Annotated in this window: 18 protein-coding genes and 1 tRNA gene; 3 read left to right on the top strand and 16 right to left on the bottom strand. The window is 53.9% G+C overall.

Annotation, left to right across the window (positions count from 1 at the left end):
* Genes BFP99_RS14560 through BFP99_RS14595 form a run of 9 tightly spaced genes read right to left on the bottom strand, consistent with a single transcriptional unit; the run spans position 1 to position 12,036 of the window.
* Positions 1 to 822 carry a fatty acid desaturase family protein gene (locus tag BFP99_RS14560; RefSeq protein ID WP_065947530.1) on the bottom strand — a complete coding sequence of 274 codons (822 nt, stop codon included), beginning with the start codon at positions 820 to 822 and terminating at the stop codon, positions 1 to 3.
* Entirely contained in the window at positions 815 to 1,951 is a 1,137-nt protein-coding gene (locus BFP99_RS14565) for a fatty acid desaturase (protein ID WP_137213038.1), read from the bottom strand. The genes BFP99_RS14560 and BFP99_RS14565 overlap by 8 nt, the downstream gene beginning before the upstream one ends.
* A gap of 20 nt (positions 1,952 to 1,971) precedes the next feature.
* Positions 1,972 to 2,997: a 2Fe-2S iron-sulfur cluster binding domain-containing protein gene (locus BFP99_RS32025; protein ID WP_083221185.1), complete on the bottom strand. Its 1,026-nt coding sequence runs from the start codon at positions 2,995 to 2,997 to the stop codon at positions 1,972 to 1,974.
* 19 nt (positions 2,998 to 3,016) lie between these two features.
* Positions 3,017 to 3,802 carry an SDR family NAD(P)-dependent oxidoreductase gene (locus tag BFP99_RS14570; RefSeq protein ID WP_065947531.1) on the bottom strand — a complete coding sequence of 262 codons (786 nt, stop codon included), beginning with the start codon at positions 3,800 to 3,802 and terminating at the stop codon, positions 3,017 to 3,019.
* 16 nt (positions 3,803 to 3,818) lie between these two features.
* Positions 3,819 to 5,492: a choline/carnitine O-acyltransferase gene (locus tag BFP99_RS14575; RefSeq protein ID WP_141690776.1), complete on the bottom strand. Its 1,674-nt coding sequence runs from the start codon at positions 5,490 to 5,492 to the stop codon at positions 3,819 to 3,821.
* Between the two features lie 40 nt (positions 5,493 to 5,532).
* On the bottom strand, positions 5,533 to 6,846 hold the full coding sequence (locus BFP99_RS14580; protein ID WP_065926214.1) for an NAD(P)/FAD-dependent oxidoreductase: 1,314 nt from the start codon (positions 6,844 to 6,846) through the stop codon (positions 5,533 to 5,535).
* Between the two features lie 10 nt (positions 6,847 to 6,856).
* Entirely contained in the window at positions 6,857 to 8,308 is a 1,452-nt protein-coding gene (locus BFP99_RS14585) for a DUF2156 domain-containing protein (RefSeq protein WP_083221186.1), read from the bottom strand.
* Between the two features lie 57 nt (positions 8,309 to 8,365).
* A complete protein-coding gene (locus tag BFP99_RS14590) occupies positions 8,366 to 10,951 on the bottom strand; it encodes an aminotransferase class III-fold pyridoxal phosphate-dependent enzyme (protein ID WP_065947533.1) in 2,586 nt (861 codons plus the stop codon).
* Entirely contained in the window at positions 10,948 to 12,036 is a 1,089-nt protein-coding gene (locus BFP99_RS14595; RefSeq protein WP_065926217.1) for an acyl-CoA dehydrogenase family protein, read from the bottom strand. The genes BFP99_RS14590 and BFP99_RS14595 overlap by 4 nt, the downstream gene beginning before the upstream one ends.
* 899 nt (positions 12,037 to 12,935) lie before the next feature.
* Here BFP99_RS14595 and fabI point away from each other — a divergent pair.
* Positions 12,936 to 13,730 (top strand): enoyl-ACP reductase FabI, encoded by a 795-nt coding sequence (fabI, locus tag BFP99_RS14600; protein WP_065926218.1) that lies wholly within the window; start codon positions 12,936 to 12,938, stop codon positions 13,728 to 13,730.
* Between the two features lie 352 nt (positions 13,731 to 14,082).
* On the opposite strand, the gene BFP99_RS14605 is transcribed toward fabI, so the two are convergent.
* The 5 genes from BFP99_RS14605 to BFP99_RS14625 all read right to left on the bottom strand — a co-directional run bounded on the left by BFP99_RS14605 (position 14,083) and on the right by BFP99_RS14625 (position 17,795).
* A tRNA-Gly gene (locus BFP99_RS14605) sits at positions 14,083 to 14,158 on the bottom strand.
* A gap of 60 nt (positions 14,159 to 14,218) precedes the next feature.
* A complete protein-coding gene (pgsA, locus tag BFP99_RS14610) occupies positions 14,219 to 14,779 on the bottom strand; it encodes a CDP-diacylglycerol--glycerol-3-phosphate 3-phosphatidyltransferase (protein ID WP_027603207.1) in 561 nt (186 codons plus the stop codon).
* 32 nt (positions 14,780 to 14,811) lie between these two features.
* On the bottom strand, positions 14,812 to 16,635 hold the full coding sequence (gene uvrC, locus BFP99_RS14615) for an excinuclease ABC subunit UvrC (protein ID WP_065926219.1): 1,824 nt from the start codon (positions 16,633 to 16,635) through the stop codon (positions 14,812 to 14,814).
* A 1-nt stretch (position 16,636) separates the two neighbouring features.
* Complete coding sequence (gene uvrY / locus BFP99_RS14620) at positions 16,637 to 17,278, bottom strand: response regulator transcription factor GacA (protein WP_003190387.1); 642 nt, start codon at positions 17,276 to 17,278, stop codon at positions 16,637 to 16,639.
* A gap of 151 nt (positions 17,279 to 17,429) precedes the next feature.
* Entirely contained in the window at positions 17,430 to 17,795 is a 366-nt protein-coding gene (locus BFP99_RS14625) for a helix-turn-helix domain-containing protein (protein ID WP_065947534.1), read from the bottom strand.
* Positions 17,796 to 17,876: 81 nt separating this feature from the next.
* Between BFP99_RS14625 and BFP99_RS14630 the strand changes: the two genes are divergently transcribed.
* On the top strand, positions 17,877 to 18,116 hold the full coding sequence (locus BFP99_RS14630; RefSeq protein ID WP_065947535.1) for a DNA-binding protein: 240 nt from the start codon (positions 17,877 to 17,879) through the stop codon (positions 18,114 to 18,116).
* Positions 18,117 to 18,151: 35 nt separating this feature from the next.
* On the opposite strand, the gene BFP99_RS14635 is transcribed toward BFP99_RS14630, so the two are convergent.
* A complete protein-coding gene (locus BFP99_RS14635) occupies positions 18,152 to 18,583 on the bottom strand; it encodes a GNAT family N-acetyltransferase (protein WP_065947536.1) in 432 nt (143 codons plus the stop codon).
* Positions 18,583 to 19,332, bottom strand: a complete 750-nt coding sequence (locus tag BFP99_RS14640; RefSeq protein ID WP_065926221.1) for a carbon-nitrogen hydrolase family protein — start codon at positions 19,330 to 19,332, stop codon at positions 18,583 to 18,585. The genes BFP99_RS14635 and BFP99_RS14640 overlap by 1 nt, the downstream gene beginning before the upstream one ends.
* Positions 19,333 to 19,955: 623 nt before the next feature.
* Here BFP99_RS14640 and BFP99_RS14645 point away from each other — a divergent pair.
* On the top strand, positions 19,956 to 21,020 hold the full coding sequence (locus BFP99_RS14645) for a 3-deoxy-7-phosphoheptulonate synthase (RefSeq protein ID WP_065926222.1): 1,065 nt from the start codon (positions 19,956 to 19,958) through the stop codon (positions 21,018 to 21,020).
* Positions 21,021 to 21,107 lie beyond the last annotated feature (87 nt).

Below are 21,107 nucleotides of genomic sequence, written 5' to 3' on the forward strand. Positions count from 1 at the left end.
TTACGACTCCTTGAACACACTGAAAAAATGGCTTCCGCGGATGACCTTACGCTCGCGCTCATCCAGCATCTTGCTTCTGGTCTCAGGCAACCGAAACCAATGGATATCTGGCATACAATGGTGTTCCTGGTGATAGCCATTATTGAACCAAAGCAAATTGTATAACCGTGAATAGCTACTCACGGAATTACTCATGCTATTGGCCGGGTCACAGCCGTGATGCTCTGCATAGTTTTCCAGTGAAGCCATCGACGTCCCGAGGTAATGAACAGGAATCACAAACAGCACAAACGCCAGCGGCTGATAGATCAGCGTTAGAGTGACTGCAAAGACTAGGATGCTGATCTCGATCATCACCAGTGCGCCGACGCGCTGATAGGCATCTTTAAACAACTCGGTGACAGACAGCCTGAAATAACTGAGCAGCGTGTAGCGCAATGCACTCTCCTCGCCAGCGTCACTGCCGTATAAATAAAGCGATGATCTGTCCTTTGGCGGCTGATCGCCCACCCACCCATCGTTATTGAAAACGTGGTGATTGATATGGTGTGCCTTGTAGAACGATTGCGGCATGCCCAGCGCCAGTGTATTGATCACTGAAAACACCAAGTTACCCAGGCGCGACTTGAAAAACGGATTATGAATAAAATTATGTGCCACGCATTGATAGTTGGTACACATCAATAGAATGTTGGCCAATGCCAGAATGAGCAGACTCGCAATCGACAGTTCGTTAAACCACACGACTGGTACGACCCAACAAGCAATATGCGCCAAACTCAAAGCCACCAGCACGCCATCGAATTTACTATATTTAAACATTCTGCTTTCTCCACTGACGACGCTGTTCAGACATGATTGCTCCTTCCTCAGCCGTGGCATAATGTTTTTCCCAATGCTCCAGTTTTTTCTCCATCACTCGAAACCAATAGCGTGGAAACAACGAGCGGAAAATTTGCACAACGTAACCATGCTCAATCAGTACCGGGCTTTCAAGACTACCCAGCGACCAATATTTTTTGTTTGGGTTAGCATGATGATCCGAATGCCGAGTCAAATTCAGCAAAACCGCGGATGAAAATAGGCTGCGGCAATCCCAGCTGTGGGCTGGCCTGACCTTACTACCTGGCACACGCACCAAACCATAATGTTGAATGTAATTAGTGCACTCATAAGTAACTTTCGAGGTCACCACAATAATTAGATAACACGCAAAACCCATTGCACCTGCGACATATATTGAGATAGCGATGATCAGCAGCGTGAGGATGAAGCCTGGCATCAGTCTATTCCCTAGGCCGTAGACAGATCTCGGCAATCTGTTCAACCGCGCCTTCTCGAATGCCCAGGCTTCGGCATACTGCTCCCAGGACGAGCGGACAATAAACCGATAAATACTTTCACCGCGACGCGCTGTCGCTGCATCCTGAGTTGTCGCAACATTTTTATGATGACAATGTACGTGGGAAATGGCGAACTGGCTGTCAGCAACGATCGCTAAGGCTAGATTGCCCGCCGCCATGTCAAGCTTGCTGATTGTTCGGTGGGTCAGTTCATGTCCCACCACCATATTGATGCTGAGTACGAACCCTGTGCTCACGGAAGCGACAACAACCTGTAAGAGCGTCCATTGTCGTTCAGCCAGCGCCGGCGTATCAACCAGACGGGCCAGCGCTTGCATAGCTTCATGAGCATGTCCGCCGGCCACGAGCAACACCGCGCCTACCGCGATCAGCGACTGGACGATATATACATACATAAGCCCGTCGAGAACAAACGACCAACGTCCGGCATCCTGAACATCGCCGAGATCAGAAAATCGATCGAGCACAAAGTAGCATGCAAAGATGAACAACAAGTTTAGTAAGGGCGCCCACCCACCCCACAAGGTCGAGAACACCAACAGGGGCATATAAAGTAAAGGCACCGCCGAGAATCTTAAATACTTCACGTATCACCTACCCAGTTCAATTATTTGCCGAACGACTCAATTTCCCACTGATGGTTTTTCACGGTATGCATCTTCAATACGTCCAGGCAGGCATTGACCAGGGATTGAGAGCCACACATCAGGAAACGTTCCGTTCCTTTTAACCGATCGCCTTCCGTTGCCCGAAACATCTCATGCAATATTGCAGGCACACGCTCACCGTTCGTAGCACTGCTGGAACTGGATTCTCTTGAAACCGCCACACGATAATCAAAGGCCGGGTATTTTTTCTTCATCGCCTCAAGGCGCCTTCCGTCATAACAGTGAGAGGAATAGCGCACTGCATGCATTAATAGCACGGAGGCCTTGGGATACTTTCTCAACCGCCCCTCAAGCACTCCCAGCACCATACCCAACGCTGAACCACCCGCGACTGCAACACAACGATCGGTTTCTTTAGGCCAGTCGTCTAGAGAAGCTCCAAATTGCCCAAATGCGGCGCTGACGTTCAAGTCGTGATGGATGTGAGCGTTATCAGATAGCCACTGCGAATAAAAACCGCTTTCTCTTCGTGCTACATCTACAGCCAATCTTCCCGGACTTGTACTGACAATAGAATAACTTCGACCGTCAGTTGCCCCCGGTATAGTCAGCATAACGCTCTGCCCTACCTGAGCGACACAAAGGCTGGATAATGTCACTCGGGAAATGTATTCGTTCATCGGCTCAATATGTTCAATACGTGCCGACAGCAGATTTGTCGTGTCACTGAGCTTATGCAGAAAATCCAGATGGACGTCACTTTGCGGTACAGCTTGGCAGGCCAAGACATACCCTTGTGCAATCTGAGAGGGTGTCAGGCAGTGGCTTAAATCAATCAGCGATCTAGCCTGTCCATGCGCTACTTTCACAAGACATTTCTGGCATGCGCCAACTTGACAGGAATACGGCACGTCAAGACCTTGCTCCAGAAGACTATCCAAGATCGTATTTTTCCGGTGCAACTGACATGGCGTACTGCCGACCTGACCAACAAAGGGAGGTTTTTTCTTAAAAAAGGAAAGCATTGGGCCTACCTATTACGAGTTACTGATTGATCATCGCGGTGATTTGCCGAGCCAGCCAACGAGGGCTGATACGAACCGACTGCATAGCCAACTTATTCACCAGCCCGGGGACAATGACCACACGGTTACTTAACAGGCCTTTGAAACCGATCCTCGCCACTTCTTCCGGGCTCATGACAATACCGAACAACCCCTTAGCGAGGCCTGTATCCACCGACCCGGCTCTTAGATGAAATGCCGTCTGAGTCGTACCTGGGCACAACGCTGCACATCTCACGCCCTTCTTGCGCAGTTCCACCGCCAATGCTTCAGTGAAGTGCAAGACATAGGCTTTTGAGGCGTAATAGTTTGCATAATAAGGTCCGGGCTGAAATGCAGCTAAAGATGCGACATTTAGCAAGTAGCCTTTACCCCGGCGTACAAAATGTTGTGCGATAAAATGGCTCAATACCGTAAGTGCGCGGACATTAGTTTCAATAAGCGCACTATGATCGACCACATCGGTGTCCAAAAAACTGCCTCCGCGACCGACACCGGCATTATTGATAAACACTTCTATCACTTCAAGATATGGCGAAAGGTGCAATATCAGCTGGCTTAACTCATCAGCATTCGATAAATCAAAACTCAAACACTTAACCGTCACTTGATAGTTCGCAGCAAGACGCTCCGCAGCATAGTTTAGTCGCTCTTTATGATTGGCAACCATGATCAGATTATAACCACTGCTCGCCGCCTCCTGGCTAAGCGCGTAGCCAATACCGGAGGATGCTCCGGTAACGACAGCATATTTCCCTTCTTTCATAAACCAAGCCTATTTATTAAGATTGCGCGACAGCAATGCTGCTTTTCAATTGGTATGCCAGGCATGCGGAAAACCGATCTAGCGATACAGGCGGGTGCAATAAGCTGTTTAGCAGAAGATCCAAACTCACCGAGTCTTCCTTAATCAGATAACCAACGCCTAACATTCCAGGTACATGGCAAAGCGTTCCAAACTGCAGCAATGCGTTTTGGCTGCCTCCGTTGGACGCCATAATGGTTCTGTCATAGATAAAGCGAAATGCCGGTAGACCAGCCAGCACTGAATACTTCATCACCCGCTGGACGATCGCATTGGTCGCTCCACCGGCCCAGCGCAAGTAACTGATCTGCAAGAGATGGGAAAGCAATCCCAAGCCTTGCTTGGAGTGCGATATGGCTCGTTTATGCGCTTGCGTCGCTTGCACGAGCACGTCGACTTTCTGTTGTGAACTTGCCGCTGACTTATAACGTTTGAAGGCGGCACTTACCGGATTGATGAAATCAAGTGCACGGCCAGGCAAATGGTCCAGTGCAACAGGTTCGAACAGGGTCGGTGGCGACCCGGTCGTTTCTCTATAAGCTTCATAAATGGCCAGCTGCACCAACATGTCTAACGAGATACGCCGCCGCCTAACCGCGCTCAGGTCCAGATCCTTTATACAAAGCACACGGTGCTCAACGCTTCGCAGTTGGTTGTCTAGATAAGACTTGATCGAAGCCACCTTTACACGCCCCAACTGTGCCTGCGCAACAGCGTTGTCATAGCGAGCCACCTCTTCCTGAATCAAGACGCCCGGGAGCTGCGACGGAGCATTCTGATTCTGCTGGACTGTCGAGACTATTGATGCCGCTTGAGCGCCAGTAAGGCTTGCATGCTCGCAGAGCACGAGCACTTCATTGCTGCCAAGGCGCGCGCACACCTGCAATGCCTTGTCGGCAAACCGATTATCTAGATTGACAAGACGCCCCGAAGCGCTGTCATTACTCCCCGCCGGATCAATACAAAGCAGGAAACTGCACTGGCGCAACACCCTTAGCCCTTCACCCGCCACCGGATCAGCCTGTAGACGCACCGAAATGGTAGACCACCCATGACGACGATAGGACGCACACTCCGACAAAGTCAGGGTTGCGCCATGGACGTCTTCAGGGTTCGGTTTAAAGATGATGTCGATCAATATCGTTCGAAGATGTCCAAGATCCAGGCAGGCATCCACTGGCACCTTGAATAGAGCGCCAGCGTGCAAAATGGCGAAATAGGGGTAAGTGTCAGGGCAGACCAGTGCGTCGCAAAAAGCCCTTGGTGAACGCCAAATACGAAAAGCCCGGGCAACGTCGTCGCTCGCCAAGCAGGCTTGATGAATAGCAGAAATCAGACGGGTAAAACGCTCGACGTCTGCCTCATGCTCCTGACCCATTGAAAAGACCAGCGGGAAATTATTATAAAACGGCAAGCCTCCACGACACGTCAGGTAGAAATGCGCGGTACTGTCCTTGTAACTGCTCTGGTAGCCGCCCATCCATCGACGCAATACGTCGACCCCATGGAAAAAACTAACGGATAAAAGAAACAGGCTGGATACAAAGTGCGCACGCGCTCTGCCGAACCCTTGAATACTTTGAATATGTTCAAATAGAGCGCAATACAACCCGCGAATACTTAGTGCGGGCGAGCGTTTTTTATAATCCACTGTTTCTGCCCTCCTGGCATTTAATTATTCCTCCCACGACTCAAGTGCTACTCAGGCCATCCGCCAAACGCAAGAACTTGATGTATGAGCTAGAGGCCAATGGTAATAACGCCGGCGGTGCCAAATAAGGGGCGCTGCTGCGATACCAGGGCAAGTCGGGTGAACAAGAAAATGCTTCCAGCCAGTTTGCATAGGACGCGCCATTGGCCAACGACAAGGCCAAGCCGTGCCCGCAGCACCCCACAAAACTGTCGACCGACGATTGTCCACGGGTAACGACGGGATAGTTATCTAGCGTGACGCCAATGGTTCCGCTCCAGACTTTTTCAATACTGATATCAGCCAGTTGAGGTAGAAACTTGCTCAGCCCTTCGCTCAGGCCTGCATAGACCTTGTAGGACTCCGGTTCTCCATCGCGTTGCCGCTTCCATACAGAATCTGTGGAATAAAATGGCTCCCCTCCGCCGAACAACAAACGATGATCAGGCGTGATGCGCAAGTAATTAAAGATTCTTCGTACATCGATGATCGCGTTGTTCGGCTGTAACCCAAGTTGTGCCATTTGACCAGGCAGTAACGGCGCAGAAAGCATCAGCGAAGTCGATATGGGCATCACTCGTCCGCGCAACCGATTCAACGAGGGGGTAAAACCGTTCGTCGCCAACAACGCCCTCGAAAAGCGCAGGGAATGCCCATTCGCCTCAACGAAATGTTCCTGAGGCTCGGCACACCGAGTGTTGACGTAAATCTCTCCACCCATGGCCAGGATTTTCTTGGCCAAAGACACTACGAGCTTCACAGGGTCAATGGTCGCTGTATTTTTATACTCGAGCCCCGACAGGTAACCCGGGCTATCGACAATCCCTTTGATAGCCTTGCGATCGTAGGTCTCTACGTCAAAACCCGCTGCAATCAACGCGTCGCCCTCCAACTGGAGTTGTCTATCATTGGCCGCGTTGGTGGACACTTTGAACTGGCTACCCATCAACAAATCACAACCCAGCTTTTCGTCGCGAATCAACTGCGTGCTGTAGTTAAGTGCGTCCAGGGTGTGGACGAAAATCTGACGAGCCTTGACGTCACCATACTGTTTCACCAAAAGGTGATATTGCTTGCCAATACCTGGCCCTATCATCCCTGAGTTTCGGCCACTGGCTCCACTGCCTAGAGGATGGGCATCGACCACGATGACTTTGCGGCGCGACCCAAACTTTTTCAATATGTGGTAAGCCGCAGACAACCCTGCCAACCCCGCACCAATAATCAGATGATCGCACTCTGCGTCCGCGCACAGTGATGGCAAGGAAATCTCGGCCCCCGTACGACTCCATACGAGGTTTGATGTGAAGTCCATTTCAATACACCTAGATAGCGTTAGTTAACTTCATCAACCGAAGCAGAATTCCAACACGGAACTTTCCATAGGTGGCGAAGTACTCAGGTGTCACTGACATTGGCTGCCACTTCAACTTGTAAGCCACCTGACTGGCTGCGGGATAGATGCGCTGTCCCTGCTTTTCCAACGCGCCCAATATCCATCTCAACAGACGGCTGCGCGAGGAATACGTATCAAATTCATCCGTCACACCATAGAAGGGAGTCAGCCCAAAATTCAGGTACTTCTCGCCCTCTTGCTTGAAGCGCTTGATCGCCTCGACATTGACCAATTCCATTGTGCCAGGAGGCAACTTGGACACGCGGCGCGTCAGGTCATGCATCCACCCGTTGTATTCGCCAAAGGCTGGCACGTAACTAATGAAGCCGACAATCTTGTCGTGCAGTACGGCGACGAAAATTCGCTCTTTGTCCAGCCCGCTTGCACCCAGGTCGCCGACCATGAACGACAGCAGTTTTTTGCTTCCTTTGGCCTTCAACCACTCCTCGGTAATGGACGAAAGCATGCGCTGTTGGTCCGGTCCGTTAGGTAGGTCAACCCCCAACTCCTTGACAATGACCCCTGCCTTTTCGGCTCGCTTGATCTTGTTTCGCAAGCTCATGAAGGGGCTACCCGCCATCGAAAAACGCTCCAGATCCAGTGTGTAGGAGCAGCCCATCTGGTTGACATGAAAACCTAGCCTTTCGAACAGATCGGCTTGATCACGACGCAGTTGCACACAAGACAATTCCCGGCCATGCTCCACCGCGTGGCTGATGAATGCCTTCAGCAGCGGCTCCCGATTATCCGCAGAGCTAATAACACCGGTGAGGATGAACAGGCACTTACCATCGTCCTGAAAAGGCAGGTATCCGGCCAGCCCTTCGACAGTAAACGTCGAGATACCACTGTTGAGGGTCAGGAATAGCGACGGGTGATTCCCAAACCGCTCAGCCCAGAGAAATTTTCGCGCGCTATCCACCACCGTACCGTTAAGCTTTCTTTCATGTGCCATCAACGCTTGAAACTTCGCGTAGAGCGGGTGTATGCGTGGCTCGAACGACATCGCTCTGGATTTGAAGCCATTTCCGAATAGACTGCGATCACCAAATAGATGAATGAGAATCCCCATCAGCGCCCATTCTACCTCTACAAAATAGCACCACAGCGCGGCAACTATCGCTGCCGTGAAAAAATTATGCGCGCCGTTATACAGAACATAGTAGATGTCGGGCACCTTGCCTTGGTAACGCCTGTACGCAATTGCACCCGGGAAGTAACCGATAATATCGATATACGAGAACAGGATAATCAGCGGAATAACTCGAACGTCCGCCCAGTGGTACAAAGTGATCAAGACGCTCGCGAGCAATAGAAACCCGTACTCAACACGCGCCATTGCCCGTGTGTTCGGACTTTCAAAACTATTTACTACATCCATTTAGTACCCCTGGAGACTGAACGACGGCTCATCGAAGATGCTGCGCAGTGGCCCATGTCAAGCTGGCAAGCGATCTTTTTTACGATCAATGTAATGACTGAATCCATGGCGAGCAGCCAACTCACCCACCTCCTTGGCTTCGTCATAGGCAATTTCTTTACCAATGCTATAACTGGAACTTACATTTTCCATGCTGAGCAATATGGTTTCCGAGAGGCATGCCAGACTCACCCCAGGCTCACAGCCGATGATGTTGCAGTCACTCAACATCGCTTGTGCATCGGGCAAGGTAACCAATCCTCCCTCGTACACCTCCCGAGCCCCTCCCTCACGCAGCACATCGAAGGGGCGGGCCACGTCGAAAATCTTACAGGTCTTCGGAAAAACGTCGGCGGCGATGAAAGGTTTGCCTTCGCTGGTAGCCGAGTACACGCAATCAATGTCCTGGGCGATTACGGTGTGCTCCAGCCCAATATGGACCTCGAAGAATTGCACGCCACTGGCCGTACCGGCATCCATGATCGATTGCATTAATACAGGCACCTGCTCGGCCGGGCAGTGAAGCAACGCCTGTTCGAGATCGAGATTCCTGCAAACGCCCCAGAACTTCCCGGCGGCGGATTCATCGCTGAGACACTCGACTCGCAGGAGCACCTCGATCAGCGCACCACGCAAATTGATGTACTGCTCCTCGACCGTAGAACTCATGCTGCCAACGATGTCTATCTTTCCAAAAAACTGGCATAGATCCATGAGTGCGACACGACCTACAGACCCCCGAGCACCGAATATCATCAGGCGCTTGCGCAAAGCCGATGGGCCGAATACTTCACGGATCAAGTTGCAACTGGATATAGCTGTAAGGCTGTTACCAGTGGTCAAACAGAAAGGGGCATCAGCAATGTCCAGACCGCCTTTTGAAATAACCGAAGTATAAGCGCCTAAACCCACCACAACGGCGCCGACATCTTGGGCTTTCTGCAGATACTTTTTCAACAAATCGGCCTTATCGGCGCGGCTCAGCTTAAGCATCGCTTGCGGACTGATGGGGCTGTAAATCATTGCGCCATTGACTACCCGGCCATGAGGGCTTGCCATTGAGAATTCAAATACAACTTCAGGACTGTTTTCTATCTGCCCGAACGAGAAAAACCAGTGCGCCAACGCAAGCTTCTGCGCTTCGGTGAAGTATTCAATAACGGCTTCCGGCAAGCCTCTGCAGATATCCTCGGCACTCGTGGAGTGCAGGAGAAATGCGAACTGCACATGGTCACCCTTCACCGGCTGTGGCGACAGTGGCCGGGGCCGAGGTTTTTTCTTGGCATTACCTTTCACTGGCGCATCGCTGGCTGCGGGCACATACCCCACCAGGAAACCCATTAGCTTGTCGTAACGCTTATTTTGCAGAATCTCGCACACCTCCTCGAAGGCGCCGAGGAATCGCTTCAACTCTGACTTGCTAATAGTGAGCGCTGGCTGAAAACGGATACTCCCACGCTCGGCGTCATTCAACAGCGGCATGCAAAAGATGCCTTTAACGTGCACAAGATAGCCACAGATCAGTAGCGACATTAAATCGCTTTTCTGCGCATAACTGACGATATAGTTACCTTGGGTCGCCGGATCACTAAAATGCAATGCGTACATAAGCCCAAGGCCACTGTAAGTAAAGCTGGTGTATTTATCCGCCAGTAACGCGAGTCGCTGGCTGATGATCGCCTCGCATTCCCTGACATGCTCTAACAGCGCGCTTTGCTCGCACATCAATGAATTGATGACAGCGAGCCCAACAGCACATGCCAAACCGCCGTTGGCGAATGTAGAGCTATGTTTGCTGTCGAATTCTGCACTATAGACACCACGCTTAATGATCATGGCGCCGATGGGGATAATGCCTCCCCCCAGGGCTTTAGAGAGCAGGATGAGGTCAGGCTCAACCCCAAAGCGGTGGGCAGCAAAAACGGCCCCAGAACGCCCAAGACCGGTCTGAATTTCATCCAATACCAGTAGCGTTCCATAAACTCGGCACAATCTCTGTGCCTCTACCAGGTAGTTGGTCTCGGCGGGAGTCATGCCCCCCTCACCTTGAATGGGCTCTACAATAAAAGCAGAAAATCGTCTGGTTTCCAGAGCCGCCTGCAGCGCTGCTAAATCGTTGTACTGCACTTTACTGTAGTTTTCGCCATCGACAATGTCGGGGTTGCTATAGCGCTTGCTGCCCGTCGCAGACAGTGCAGCATACGTTTTACCATGGAACGAGTTTTTTGCAGACAGCACTGCCCTTCTGCCAGTTTTCAGGCGACTTAACTTCAGGGCAGCCTCGACTGTTTCTGTACCCGTGTTAGTGAACACGACCTGCTCGTAATTGGCGCCTGCGACCTGGATCAAGCGATCAGCCAATTGCTGGGTGCTTGCAGCGACAAAGGGCTGAATAAAGTTCGGGCACTCACGTTGCAAATAGTCAATCGCGATCGCGTTCAACTCGCTGGAGTTATGCCCAAACGGCAAAGCGCCATATTGCGCGACGCCATCTAATATTTTTTTACCCTGAGCATCGTAGTGATAGCAGCCTTTGCTTCGTACGATATCCAAATCGAGCTTGAATTTTTTGAGCATCGACTGACGGTAGGGTTGGAGATTCACAGTTCACAACCTTGGCTCATCTGCTGTTCGAATCCAAAGCGCGTCACAGGATGGAATGCAAGTAAGTCGACAGCCTTAGCAAGATAATGTGCCTGGTTATCGGAGAGGTAGCGTTGTGCACCGAAATTTTCAAAGATACATATTTTGATTTCTTTCAGTGTGCGCTGGATTTGGTAACGCAACGCCAACACCTCAGGCACAAGCCATGCAATATTATCCGGCATCACGTTTTCTGCGATTCCCATTACGCTATAACGGCACTGGGCAAGCCCGCCTTTGATAGGAATGAAAATCGATGGGCTCGCCATTGCGCCAGGACTGAGGCGCTCGGAGAGTGCTTGGCAGGCACCAGTGTAAGCGGCACATATGAATAGATTAAAGCTAATCAAACCGGTATTGAGATAGAGCTCGAACGATTCGTTTTCCGCCCAAACAACCCAACCATTCTTAACTGTTACGTCGTCAAATATTACTTCATGGCTGTCTGTTGCTAGCAGGATATCGCCGGGCCAAAAGTCTTTACGTTCAAGTCCCGCATCGCCATTGGACAAAATTGCAATGCCCGGCAAGCCTTCTGCAGTAACGATTGACACTGCGTAATAGTCAGCAACGTTACTCATCGTACAAGGCTTTTTACTGCCTGTAATTTTAATAACGCCCTCTTCATTTACGCTCGCGGCGACGCTGGTGTGGAAAATATCTTGATTTCCCGAGCTTTCGGCAAACGCGGATGCCATCAACTTACCGTTCAGCGAAATATCGTTGAGCAACATGTCCGCAAACGGAAACGCGGAGGGATACATTGCGATGGTCGATACAACATGATAGTGCATACAAAGCATCAGAGCCGCCGAAGGACATACCGCAGCAACTAACCCAACCGCTTCAAGCGCTTCTTTCAGCGGCAGCTGGAGCCCACCGTACGCTTTCGGAATAATTAAAGCAGGCAGCTTAGTTTTGGAGAGCATGTCTTTAACTTCTTGCGGTGACAGCTGCTCCAACTCAAGCAGTGACCGACCCTCTGTTAGCTCCAAAAAACAGTTTGCCTGATCCAGGCCAGAGCGCAGCACTTCATGAATTGACATCGCGGTAACATCCTTATTTTTCGTTTCTTAATAACAGATTAGCGTGACGCGCAATTACACGCGCAACGCGGCTGCCTATAGCCGGCAGCTTATTCGCCTGCACTGAGCACTCCATAGCAATGGACATTCCAACGCCATTAAATAATAAAAATTCAGAGCACATAAATGATGCAGGCAGGCATTCTATGAGCGACCCTGCGTTTGCCTATGCTTAATGTGCACAAGTATGATTAATGTTAAGTCGCGACCAAATCTTAGACGAAGCAACGCGCCCTTCAAGAAAAGTTCAGGAATTCTGAAATCAGTGGCACATCAATAAATAGTTAAAACAGGAGACGGCAGGATAGAGCGAAAAGCTTAAAGCCAGAAAGCTCAAAGCTTTTGAATAAGAGGTTTTTTCAGCAATTTTCATAAGCCACTCCGTGCTTTACTTTTTTCTTCCTTGCGAGCTTTCCTCTTGCAGGTAAAACTCGGGACGCACCTTAACAAGTTGAAAACCAAAAAACAAGTTCCCGCTTTCAAAAAGTATACTGTTCTATCCAATCCCGAACTTAACAGGCATCACTCGATCGCTGCCTTTTAAGCATGGGAGTTGGCACATACGTACTAACTGGTGAGCGCTCACTGTCTCAGCGAACTCCGATCCCCTACAGTCTTCGGCCAGATTGCTACCAAGTATCACAGGCTCACGTATCGAAGCGAAGTTTCTCAATTTACACCTCCAAACAAGCATACCGCTTATAGTTCGGTGTAGAATTCGAGCTCGCTAGCCGCTAATTGACGGATATCGACAGGATCATAAGGGGGAGAAAAAGGTATTGGCTCCCCCCTCTAAGGAAACAGTGACCGTCCGGCGCAATTGCCACGGACACTGACTATCAGCTTGAAAGGAGCAACACATGGGTTTCCTCACCGGTAAGCGCGTATTGATCGTAGGTGTAGCCAGCAAATTGTCTATTGCCTCCGGCATCGCAGCAGCCATGCATCGGGAAGGTGCAGAGCTTGCGTTTACCTACCAAAATGAAAAACTTAAGGCTCGAGTGGAAGATTTTGCGGCGAGTTGGGGCTCAAAGCCAGAGTTGTGCTTTCCTTGTGATGTTGCGAGCGACGAGGAAATCGCACAGGTGTTTCAAGCCTTGGGCGCTCATTGGGACAGCCTAGACTGCATTGTGCACTCTGTCGGCTTCGCCCCCAGTGACCAACTTGAGGGCGACTTCACCGAATCGACCACCCGTGAAGGTTTTCGGATTGCCCACGATATCAGCGCTTATAGCTTCGTCGCGCTGGCCAAGGCAGGGCGCAAAATGATGGCAGGCCGTAATGGCAGCCTTTTGACACTTTCGTACCTGGGCGCGGAACGCACCATGCCTAACTATAACGTCATGGGCATGGCAAAAGCCTCTCTCGAAGCCAGTGTACGTTATCTTGCCGGCTCACTAGGCCCGCAAGGCACTCGCGTCAATGCCGTCTCGGCTGGCCCGATACGCACGCTGGCCGCATCAGGTATCAAGAACTTCCGCAAGATGCTCGCGGCTAACGAGGCGCAGACTCCACTGCGCCGCAACGTTACTATCGAAGAAGTTGGCAACGCTGGCGCATTCTTGTGTTCGGAGCTGGCGTCCGGAATTAGCGGCGAAATACTGTATGTCGATGGCGGCTTCAATACTACAGCAATGGGCAACATTGAAGATTGAGGCTTCATAGGTTGCGTGAGCTTGTTATTAAGACTCAACGCTTCTGCACTTTCGGATCAGGGGCGGCCAATAGGCCGCCACCTGATAACTGAATCGCGCGTGCCGAATTGCCATATCTGAGAAAGGCATGGTGAGCTCCTGTTAGAGAGTCAGCACCCGATGCTCGTCTGGCGACCTGAGAGGATCCATCAACAATACGAATTTGAGTCTCCCCGGAAAAAGGTACTCAAAAAGGTACTTAAACGTACTGGATCACCCTAGTTTTCAGTGGTTTTCCGCAGAAACGAAAAAAGACGCCTAAGCGTCTATTTCGTGGATCCCAGCGTCCAGTGGACATCTGTGGATCAAATTTTGGAGCGGGAAACGAGACTCGAACTCGCGACCCCGACCTTGGCAAGGTCGTGCTCTACCAACTGAGCTATTCCCGCTTGGTGATGCGCATTCTATAGAATCCTCAGCACCCGTCAACCCCTTGATTCAAAAAAGTTTTATTTCTTTTCAACGGTGGTGCGCAGATGCGGCCAGGCGGCGCGCAGATATTGGAGCATCGACCACAGGGTCAGGCCCGCTGCGATCAGCAGCAAGGCATAACCCGTGAGGACCCAGAACGAGAAGTCCGACGGGTTGGCCAGCAGGATAACCAGCGCGAGCATTTGCGCGGCGGTTTTCCATTTGCCCATGTTGGACACGGCCACGTGGGCGCGGGCGCCGATTTCAGCCATCCATTCGCGCAGGGCCGAGACGACGATTTCGCGGCCGATGATGACCGCTGCCGGCAGGGTCAGCCACAGGTTGCCGTGTTCCTGCACCAGCAGGACCAAAGCGACGGCCACCATGAGCTTGTCGGCCACCGGGTCGAGGAACGCGCCGAAGGGCGTGCTCTGTTCCAGGCGACGCGCCAGGTAGCCGTCGAGCCAGTCGGTGGCGGCGGCAAAGGCAAACACTGAACTGGAAGCCAGATAACTCCATTCGTACGGCAAATAGAACAACAAAATGAAAATTGGGATGAGCAGGACGCGTAGAACGGTGATCAGATTAGGGATATTCATCGGCACAACTGGCTACGAGGTGGAAAGGCATTCTATTCGCTATGCAGATTCGCATAAATCAGCTCAGCGAGCTTTTTACTGATACCGGGTGCTTTGGCTATCTCGTCAATGCTGGCACGGGACAGCTCCTGCAAGCCACCAAAATGTTTAAGCAAGTCGCGACGCCGCGTCGGGCCAACCCCTGCCACCCCTTCCAGGGTTGAGGTTCGCCGGGTTTTGCCACGGCGGGCGCGGTGGCCGGTAATGGCGAAACGGTGGGCTTCGTCGCGAATCTGTTGAATCAAATGCAACGCGGGTGAGTCGCCCTTCAAAGTGAACTCATGGGCGGCATCATTCAAGTACAACGTCTCGAAACCCGCCTTGCGCGTCGTTCCCTTGGCCACGCCCAACAGAATCAGGTCAGGCACCGCCAGCTCATTGAGCACGTCGCGGGCCATGGACAGCTGGCCCTTGCCGCCGTCGACCAGGAGGATATCCGGCAACTTGCCCTCGCCATCCTTCAACTTACTGAAGCGGCGCGTGAGGGCCTGGTGCATGGCGGCGTAGTCATCGCCGGCAGTGACGCCTTCGATGTTGTAGCGCCGGTAATCGGACTTGATCGGCCCTTCCGGCCCGAACACCACGCAGGATGCCACCGTGGCCTCGCCACTGGAGTGGCTGATGTCGTAGCACTCCAGGCGCTGGGGCGGCTCTTCCAGGTTAAGGACTTCAGCCAGGGCGTCAAAACGTGCGGCGACGTGCTGTCGGTTGGCCAGGCGCGCGCTCAGGGCTTGCTCGGCGTTAGTCACCGCCAGTTGCTGCCAGCGTGCGCGGGTGCCACGCACGCGGTGGCTGATGTCCAGCTCGCGGCCGCGCAGTTCGTGGATGGCTTCGATCAACGCGGGGAAGTCTTCGTGCACCACATTGACGATCAACTCCGACGGCAGGTCGCGCTCGGGGCTGCTCACGTAGTATTGGCCCAGGAAAGCGGCCATGACTTCGGCGACCTCCTCATCAATACCGGTCTGCGGAAAGAAGTTCTTGCTGCCCAGCACTCGCCCACCGCGCACGCTGATCAGGTGCACACAGGCACCGCCCGGATTGACGAAGGCCGCGATCACGTCGACGTCGCCGGTGCCACCTTCCATGCTTTGCTGGTCCTGGACACGGCGCAGCAGCGAAATCTGGTCGCGCAGCTCGGCGGCCCGTTCGAAATCCAGGGTGCTGGCCGCCTGCTCCATGGCGGTGGAAAGCTCATCGGTGAGGGCATTGCTGCGCCCTTCGAGGAACATCACCGAATGGCGCACATCCTCGGCGTATTCGGCCGGCTCAACCAACCCCACACAGGGCGCCTTGCAGCGCTTGATCTGATACTGGAGACAGGGCCGGGTGCGGTTCTTATAGAAGCTGTCTTCGCACTGGCGTACAAAAAAGGTTTTTTGCAGCAGGCTCAGGCTTTCCCGAATGGCCCCGGCGCTGGGATAAGGCCCGAAGTACTTGCCCTTCGCCTTCTTCGCCCCACGGTGAATGCTCAGGCGTGGGAAGTTGCCATCGGATAAAAACACATAGGGATAGGATTTATCGTCACGCAGCAGAATGTTGTAGGGCGGCCGCCATTCCTTGATCAGCGTCTGCTCAAGCAGCAGCGCTTCGGTTTCGTTGGCGGTGATGGTGGTTTCGACCTGGGCGATACGCGCCACGAGGGCCGCGGTTTTCGGCGCGAGACCGGTCTTGCGAAAGTAGCTCGCCAGACGATTCTTGAGGTTTTTGGCTTTGCCGACATACAGCAGGCGCGCCTCGCTGTCGAACATGCGGTACACGCCAGGGCGGCCACTGCAGGTTGAGAGAAAGGCACTCGGATCAAACGGTGTGGTCATGTCAGGCGCTGGCGTCCACCATGCCGTGGCGCACCGCGAGCAGGGTCAATTCAACATCACTGCTGATGGCGAGCTTCTCGAAGATGCGATAGCGGTAGGTATTGACGGTCTTGGGCGACAGGCACAGCTTGTCGGAGATCGTCTGTACCTTCTGGCAACCGACGATCATAAGGGCAATCTGGATTTCCCGCTCCGACAGCGCATCAAACGGCGAGTCGCTGGTGGGCTGGAAGGACTTGATAGCCAATTGCTGGGCGATCTGCGGGCTGATATAGCGCTGGCCGGCAAACACCAGGCGAATGGCCTGGACCATTTCCGCCAGGCCCGCACCTTTGGTGAGGTAGCCGGCAGCGCCAGCCTGCAGCAGGCGTGTCGGAAACGGGTCTTCCTCGCACACAGTCACCACCACGACCTTGATGTCCGGATGGCTGCGCAGCAATTTGGTCGTCGCGCCAAGACCGCCGATGCCAGGCATCTTGACGTCCATCAACACCACATCGGGTTTCAACTCCCGGGCCTTGATCAGGGATTCCTCGCCTGACTCGGCCTGACCGACTACTTGCAGGCCATCGATGTCAGCCAGCATTCGTGTAATGCCTGTACGAACGAGATCATGGTCATCGACTACTAGCACCCTAATCAAGCAGACACCTCGCGAAATGGTCTTATAGGTTGCTGAACACCTTAGCAAAAAACCAAGGCACAGACCTAATAGCACGCGTCATATAGAGAGAGATTGATTGGGCGACAGCCATCCGCCGGGCGGCGGATGGCTCAATTTGCTGGGCGAAGGGTCAGGAATCCTGGGGCTGGGGCTTGGGTTTTCCATTCATAGCAATCGAATGCTCGGCCAACGTCGAGGTCAGGCGACGGATCGCAGCCTGGTCTTCCTTGAACATTGCGCGATAGTCCCCGAGGACTTTCTCTTCAATCTGGCTCAGATTCTCCAATTGAATCGGCGTGGCTGCACCGGTCAACACGTAAAGTACATCCACGCCTCTTTGGGCGACACGAGACAGGTAATCCGCTTTAGGCGCACGCCCTCCACTTTCATATTTACCTTGTGCGTTGGCTTCAACGCCGCCGATTTCACCAAACACTTTTTGCGACAGACCAAGCCGCTCCCTTTCTTGCCGTAAACGCGAACCGATTCCACTCATTTGGATGTATGATCCTATTTGGCACACCCCAAGAGGTGACACATTCATCTCTTATTAAACAAACTTGAACGGTTTTGAACTATGCCCGGAATCCGTACCGCTGCACAAGCCAAGGCCTGGCTGGAACATCAAGGAAAGTCAGTTCAAGCGTTCGCCCGTGAACATGGCGTAGATCCGGCAACCACCTATCAAGTGCTCGCTGGGCGCAAAAAGGGACGGCGTGGGGAAGCCCATAAGGTAGCGGTCCTTTTGGGCATGAAAGAAGGGATCATCCTTGCTGAGACGGGAGACCTGAACAACGATCAGGAAGTCGGCGCCTGAGGCCAGTATGCGCTTATAAGGAGTGGGTGCACGTTTTAGCTTGAGCGACAAACACGCTCCATACGCCAGAAGCAGTCTTCTTCACCTACGATGCTGAGCCCCATGCGCTGATAGAGCCTCCTGGCCGGGTTGGTCTTGAATACGGTCAAACGCAACAGTCCCAACGTTTGCGCCTTGAGCGCCATCTGCTCCAACACCCAGCCACCCGCGCCCAACCCGCGATACGCCTCGAGCAGATGCAACTCGCGAATATAGAGGGCCCGGCTGTCGCGGCTCAGGCTGATAAAACCCAAGACCCTGTCGTCCCGGCAAATCAGCCAGTTTTCCCGACCGGCCCAGGCAGTATCAAAGCCTTCGTTGGACCACCACAATCCGTACTGCACGTAGTAGCGGGCCATGGCCTCGTGGGTCAACTTCCGCGCAAAGGGAAGGTCCTGGTCCGTTGCAGCGCGCATGTGAAAAGCCATTAGAGAGCCATCACGTGGCTGACCCACCCCCCGCCATCGCGACGGGCAATCAGCAACGCATCCCCCACGCCAGGTACAGCAGCAAGCAAACGGCCATTGGCGGCCCAGATCGCACTGCGACCGGCGCAGGCCCAGCCACCCGACGGGCCGCCATGATTGGCCATCAACACCAGCAGGCCATGTTCAGCGGCATAGCCTTGGAGCAGCGCACTGTCCGTGGCGTAGCCGCCCTCACTGATCAACACCCCGGCGGCATACACCGTGGCGCCCGCTCGCGCGGCGGTACGGGGATGGCTGGCATGGGAAAAATCTGCGCACACCGCCAGCGCAATCCGCTCATTCCCTCGCTCAAGTACCGCACCGCCCTGCCCTGGGACAAACACAGCCTCTTCGCCGGCATGCAGATGCTGCTTGGTGTAGACCGCCAGGGAGCCATCCGCTCCGAGCACCAACGCACCGATCAGCACGCCCGCCTCTGGCGTCAGTCGGATCGGCATCCCCACCACCGCCGTCAGTCGCAGCTCACGCGCCATCTCGCGCAGGGGCGCCAGCACCTTATCCCCCGGCGCAATCGCCAATTCAGCGGCCAGCGACGGCTCATACCCCGTCAACGACAACTCTGGGAACACCAGTAATTGCACACCCTGTTCCGCCGCCGCGCGCATAAATGCGAGGTGCCGTTCAATATTGGCCGGGACATCGCCCGCGATGGAAATGGATTGAGCAGCAGCAAGAGTGAAGGCAGTCATGGTCGCGTCCAAGCAATCAGTATCAAAGTGCAAACAGCATATCGGCACTCCCCCCATAGCCGTAAGTCCCCCACTGCAATAGAAATTACTGATTGAATCTGCCTGCGTGCCTCGAGTAAGCTCCCCCATACATTTGGAGACACACCATGTTGCAACTCACCCACACTCAGGTTTGCCCTGCTGCCAGCGCCCAGCGCTCGGTGTCGGCTACCCGTGTGAACGGTTCGAGTGCACTGGTCAGCTTTTATTTTGGGTATTGGTTTAGCCACTGGCGCGCCTGATACCTGAAATCGGCGCCCACTCACCAAGGGGTCGCCTACCAGAGAAATCTAACCCCCGGTCGGCTCCCCGACCGGGGGTTTTGTTTTTTCAGGTCCCCATAAACTTTTCAACTTGATCAAGAACACTTAAAGGAATCCCGACATGAACTACGCCACCTATTACCGCTACGACACGTGCACTGCATGGCGATTTAGCCAGCTCCGCTCGGGACAGCCTGCCGCCTCCGATCGGTCACCTATCGGTGGCAAACCAACACACGTCGCCGATACGGCGAATTGTCGAACACCCCAGTAGGCCGAGCGCGCGGGAATAGCCCGCCGCTTGCCCAGGAAGCCTTGAATATGAACTCCTCCGTCGCCGCTCTGCCCCTCTCTGCCTTGAACAGTGCCAATGAAGCCCTGACCCAGCGCCTGCCCAGCTCGCTTGAGCTCAAGCACCAGTTGCCCCTCAGCCCGTTCCTCAACGAACAGATCCACGCCCACCGCCAAGCCGTGCGCGCCATCCTCAATGGCGAAGATTCACGCTTGCTGGTCATCGTCGGTCCGTGCTCGATCCATGACCCGGAATCGGCGATGGAATACGCCCGCAACCTGAAGAAGCTGGCCCTCGACGTCGGCGACCAGATGCTGCTGGTGATCCGCGCCTACGTCGAAAAACCCCGCACGACGATCGGCTGGAAAGGCCTGGCCTACGACCCTCGCCTGGATGGCAGCGATGACATGGCCGCCGGCCTGACCCTGTCCCGCGAGCTGATGCGCGAAATGCTGCGCCTGGGCCTGCCGGTCGCCACCGAGCTGCTGCAACCCATGGCCGCCGGCTACTTCGATGACCTGCTCAGTTGGGTGGCGATTGGCGCGCGTACCACCGAGTCGCAGATCCACCGCGAGATGGCCAGCGGCCTGGGCATGCCCGTAGGCTTCAAGAACGGCACCGATGGCGGCGTCGCGATTGCCTGTGACGCCATGCGCTCGGCGTCCCACCCGCACCGCCACTTCGGCGTCGACAGCCAAGGCCATCCGGCGATCATCCAGACCCCGGGCAACCCCGACACCCACCTGGTGCTGCGCGGCGGGCATCACGGGCCGAACTACGATGTGCAGAGCGTGGCGCGGGTAAGACACGACCTGGCCAAGTCCAAGGTCACCCCGCGGATCATGGTCGATTGCAGCCATGCCAACAGCAACAAGGACCCGCTGCGCCAACCGGCCGTGTTCAACGATGTGTTGGAGCAGCGCTTGCAGGGTGATACCTCGCTGATCGGCATGATGCTCGAAAGCCATTTGTTCGAAGGCTGCCAACCATTGAGCCCGCCGATGAAATACGGGGTGTCGGTGACCGATGGCTGCCTGGGCTGGACCGCCACCGAGCAGTTGCTGCGTGCGGCTGCCGAGCGCCTGCGCGCTTAAGGCTGATGGATCGAGGCGCTGCTGCCGCAGGTACAGCGCCTCATGAGAACCTGCGGCACACAGGCCATTCGTGACGTGCAGGCAAGA

Origin of the sequence: Pseudomonas sp. 1 R 17, assembly GCF_900067035.1 — a bacterium.
GTDB classification, from domain to species: Bacteria; Pseudomonadota; Gammaproteobacteria; order Pseudomonadales; family Pseudomonadaceae; genus Aquipseudomonas; species Aquipseudomonas marginalis.

Bases quoted from the DNA above. Each gene is read 5' to 3' on its own strand.
- pgsA (WP_027603207.1), bottom strand. From the start codon at position 14,779: ATGAATATCCCTAATCTGATCACCGTTCTACGCGTCCTGCTCATCCCA.
- uvrC (WP_065926219.1), bottom strand. From the start codon at position 16,635: ATGACCACACCGTTTGATCCGAGTGCCTTTCTCTCAACCTGCAGTGGC.
- BFP99_RS14560 (WP_065947530.1), bottom strand. From the start codon at position 822: ATGTTTAAATATAGTAAATTCGATGGCGTGCTGGTGGCTTTGAGTTTG.
- BFP99_RS14580 (WP_065926214.1), bottom strand. From the start codon at position 6,846: ATGGACTTCACATCAAACCTCGTATGGAGTCGTACGGGGGCCGAGATT.
- BFP99_RS14645 (WP_065926222.1), top strand. From the start codon at position 19,956: ATGAACTCCTCCGTCGCCGCTCTGCCCCTCTCTGCCTTGAACAGTGCC.
- fabI (WP_065926218.1), top strand. From the start codon at position 12,936: ATGGGTTTCCTCACCGGTAAGCGCGTATTGATCGTAGGTGTAGCCAGC.
- BFP99_RS14585 (WP_083221186.1), bottom strand. From the start codon at position 8,308: ATGGATGTAGTAAATAGTTTTGAAAGTCCGAACACACGGGCAATGGCG.
- BFP99_RS14630 (WP_065947535.1), top strand. From the start codon at position 17,877: ATGCCCGGAATCCGTACCGCTGCACAAGCCAAGGCCTGGCTGGAACAT.
- BFP99_RS14570 (WP_065947531.1), bottom strand. From the start codon at position 3,802: ATGAAAGAAGGGAAATATGCTGTCGTTACCGGAGCATCCTCCGGTATT.
- BFP99_RS14635 (WP_065947536.1), bottom strand. From the start codon at position 18,583: ATGGCTTTTCACATGCGCGCTGCAACGGACCAGGACCTTCCCTTTGCG.
- BFP99_RS14595 (WP_065926217.1), bottom strand. From the start codon at position 12,036: ATGTCAATTCATGAAGTGCTGCGCTCTGGCCTGGATCAGGCAAACTGT.
- BFP99_RS32025 (WP_083221185.1), bottom strand. From the start codon at position 2,997: ATGCTTTCCTTTTTTAAGAAAAAACCTCCCTTTGTTGGTCAGGTCGGC.
- BFP99_RS14625 (WP_065947534.1), bottom strand. From the start codon at position 17,795: ATGAGTGGAATCGGTTCGCGTTTACGGCAAGAAAGGGAGCGGCTTGGT.
- BFP99_RS14640 (WP_065926221.1), bottom strand. From the start codon at position 19,332: ATGACTGCCTTCACTCTTGCTGCTGCTCAATCCATTTCCATCGCGGGC.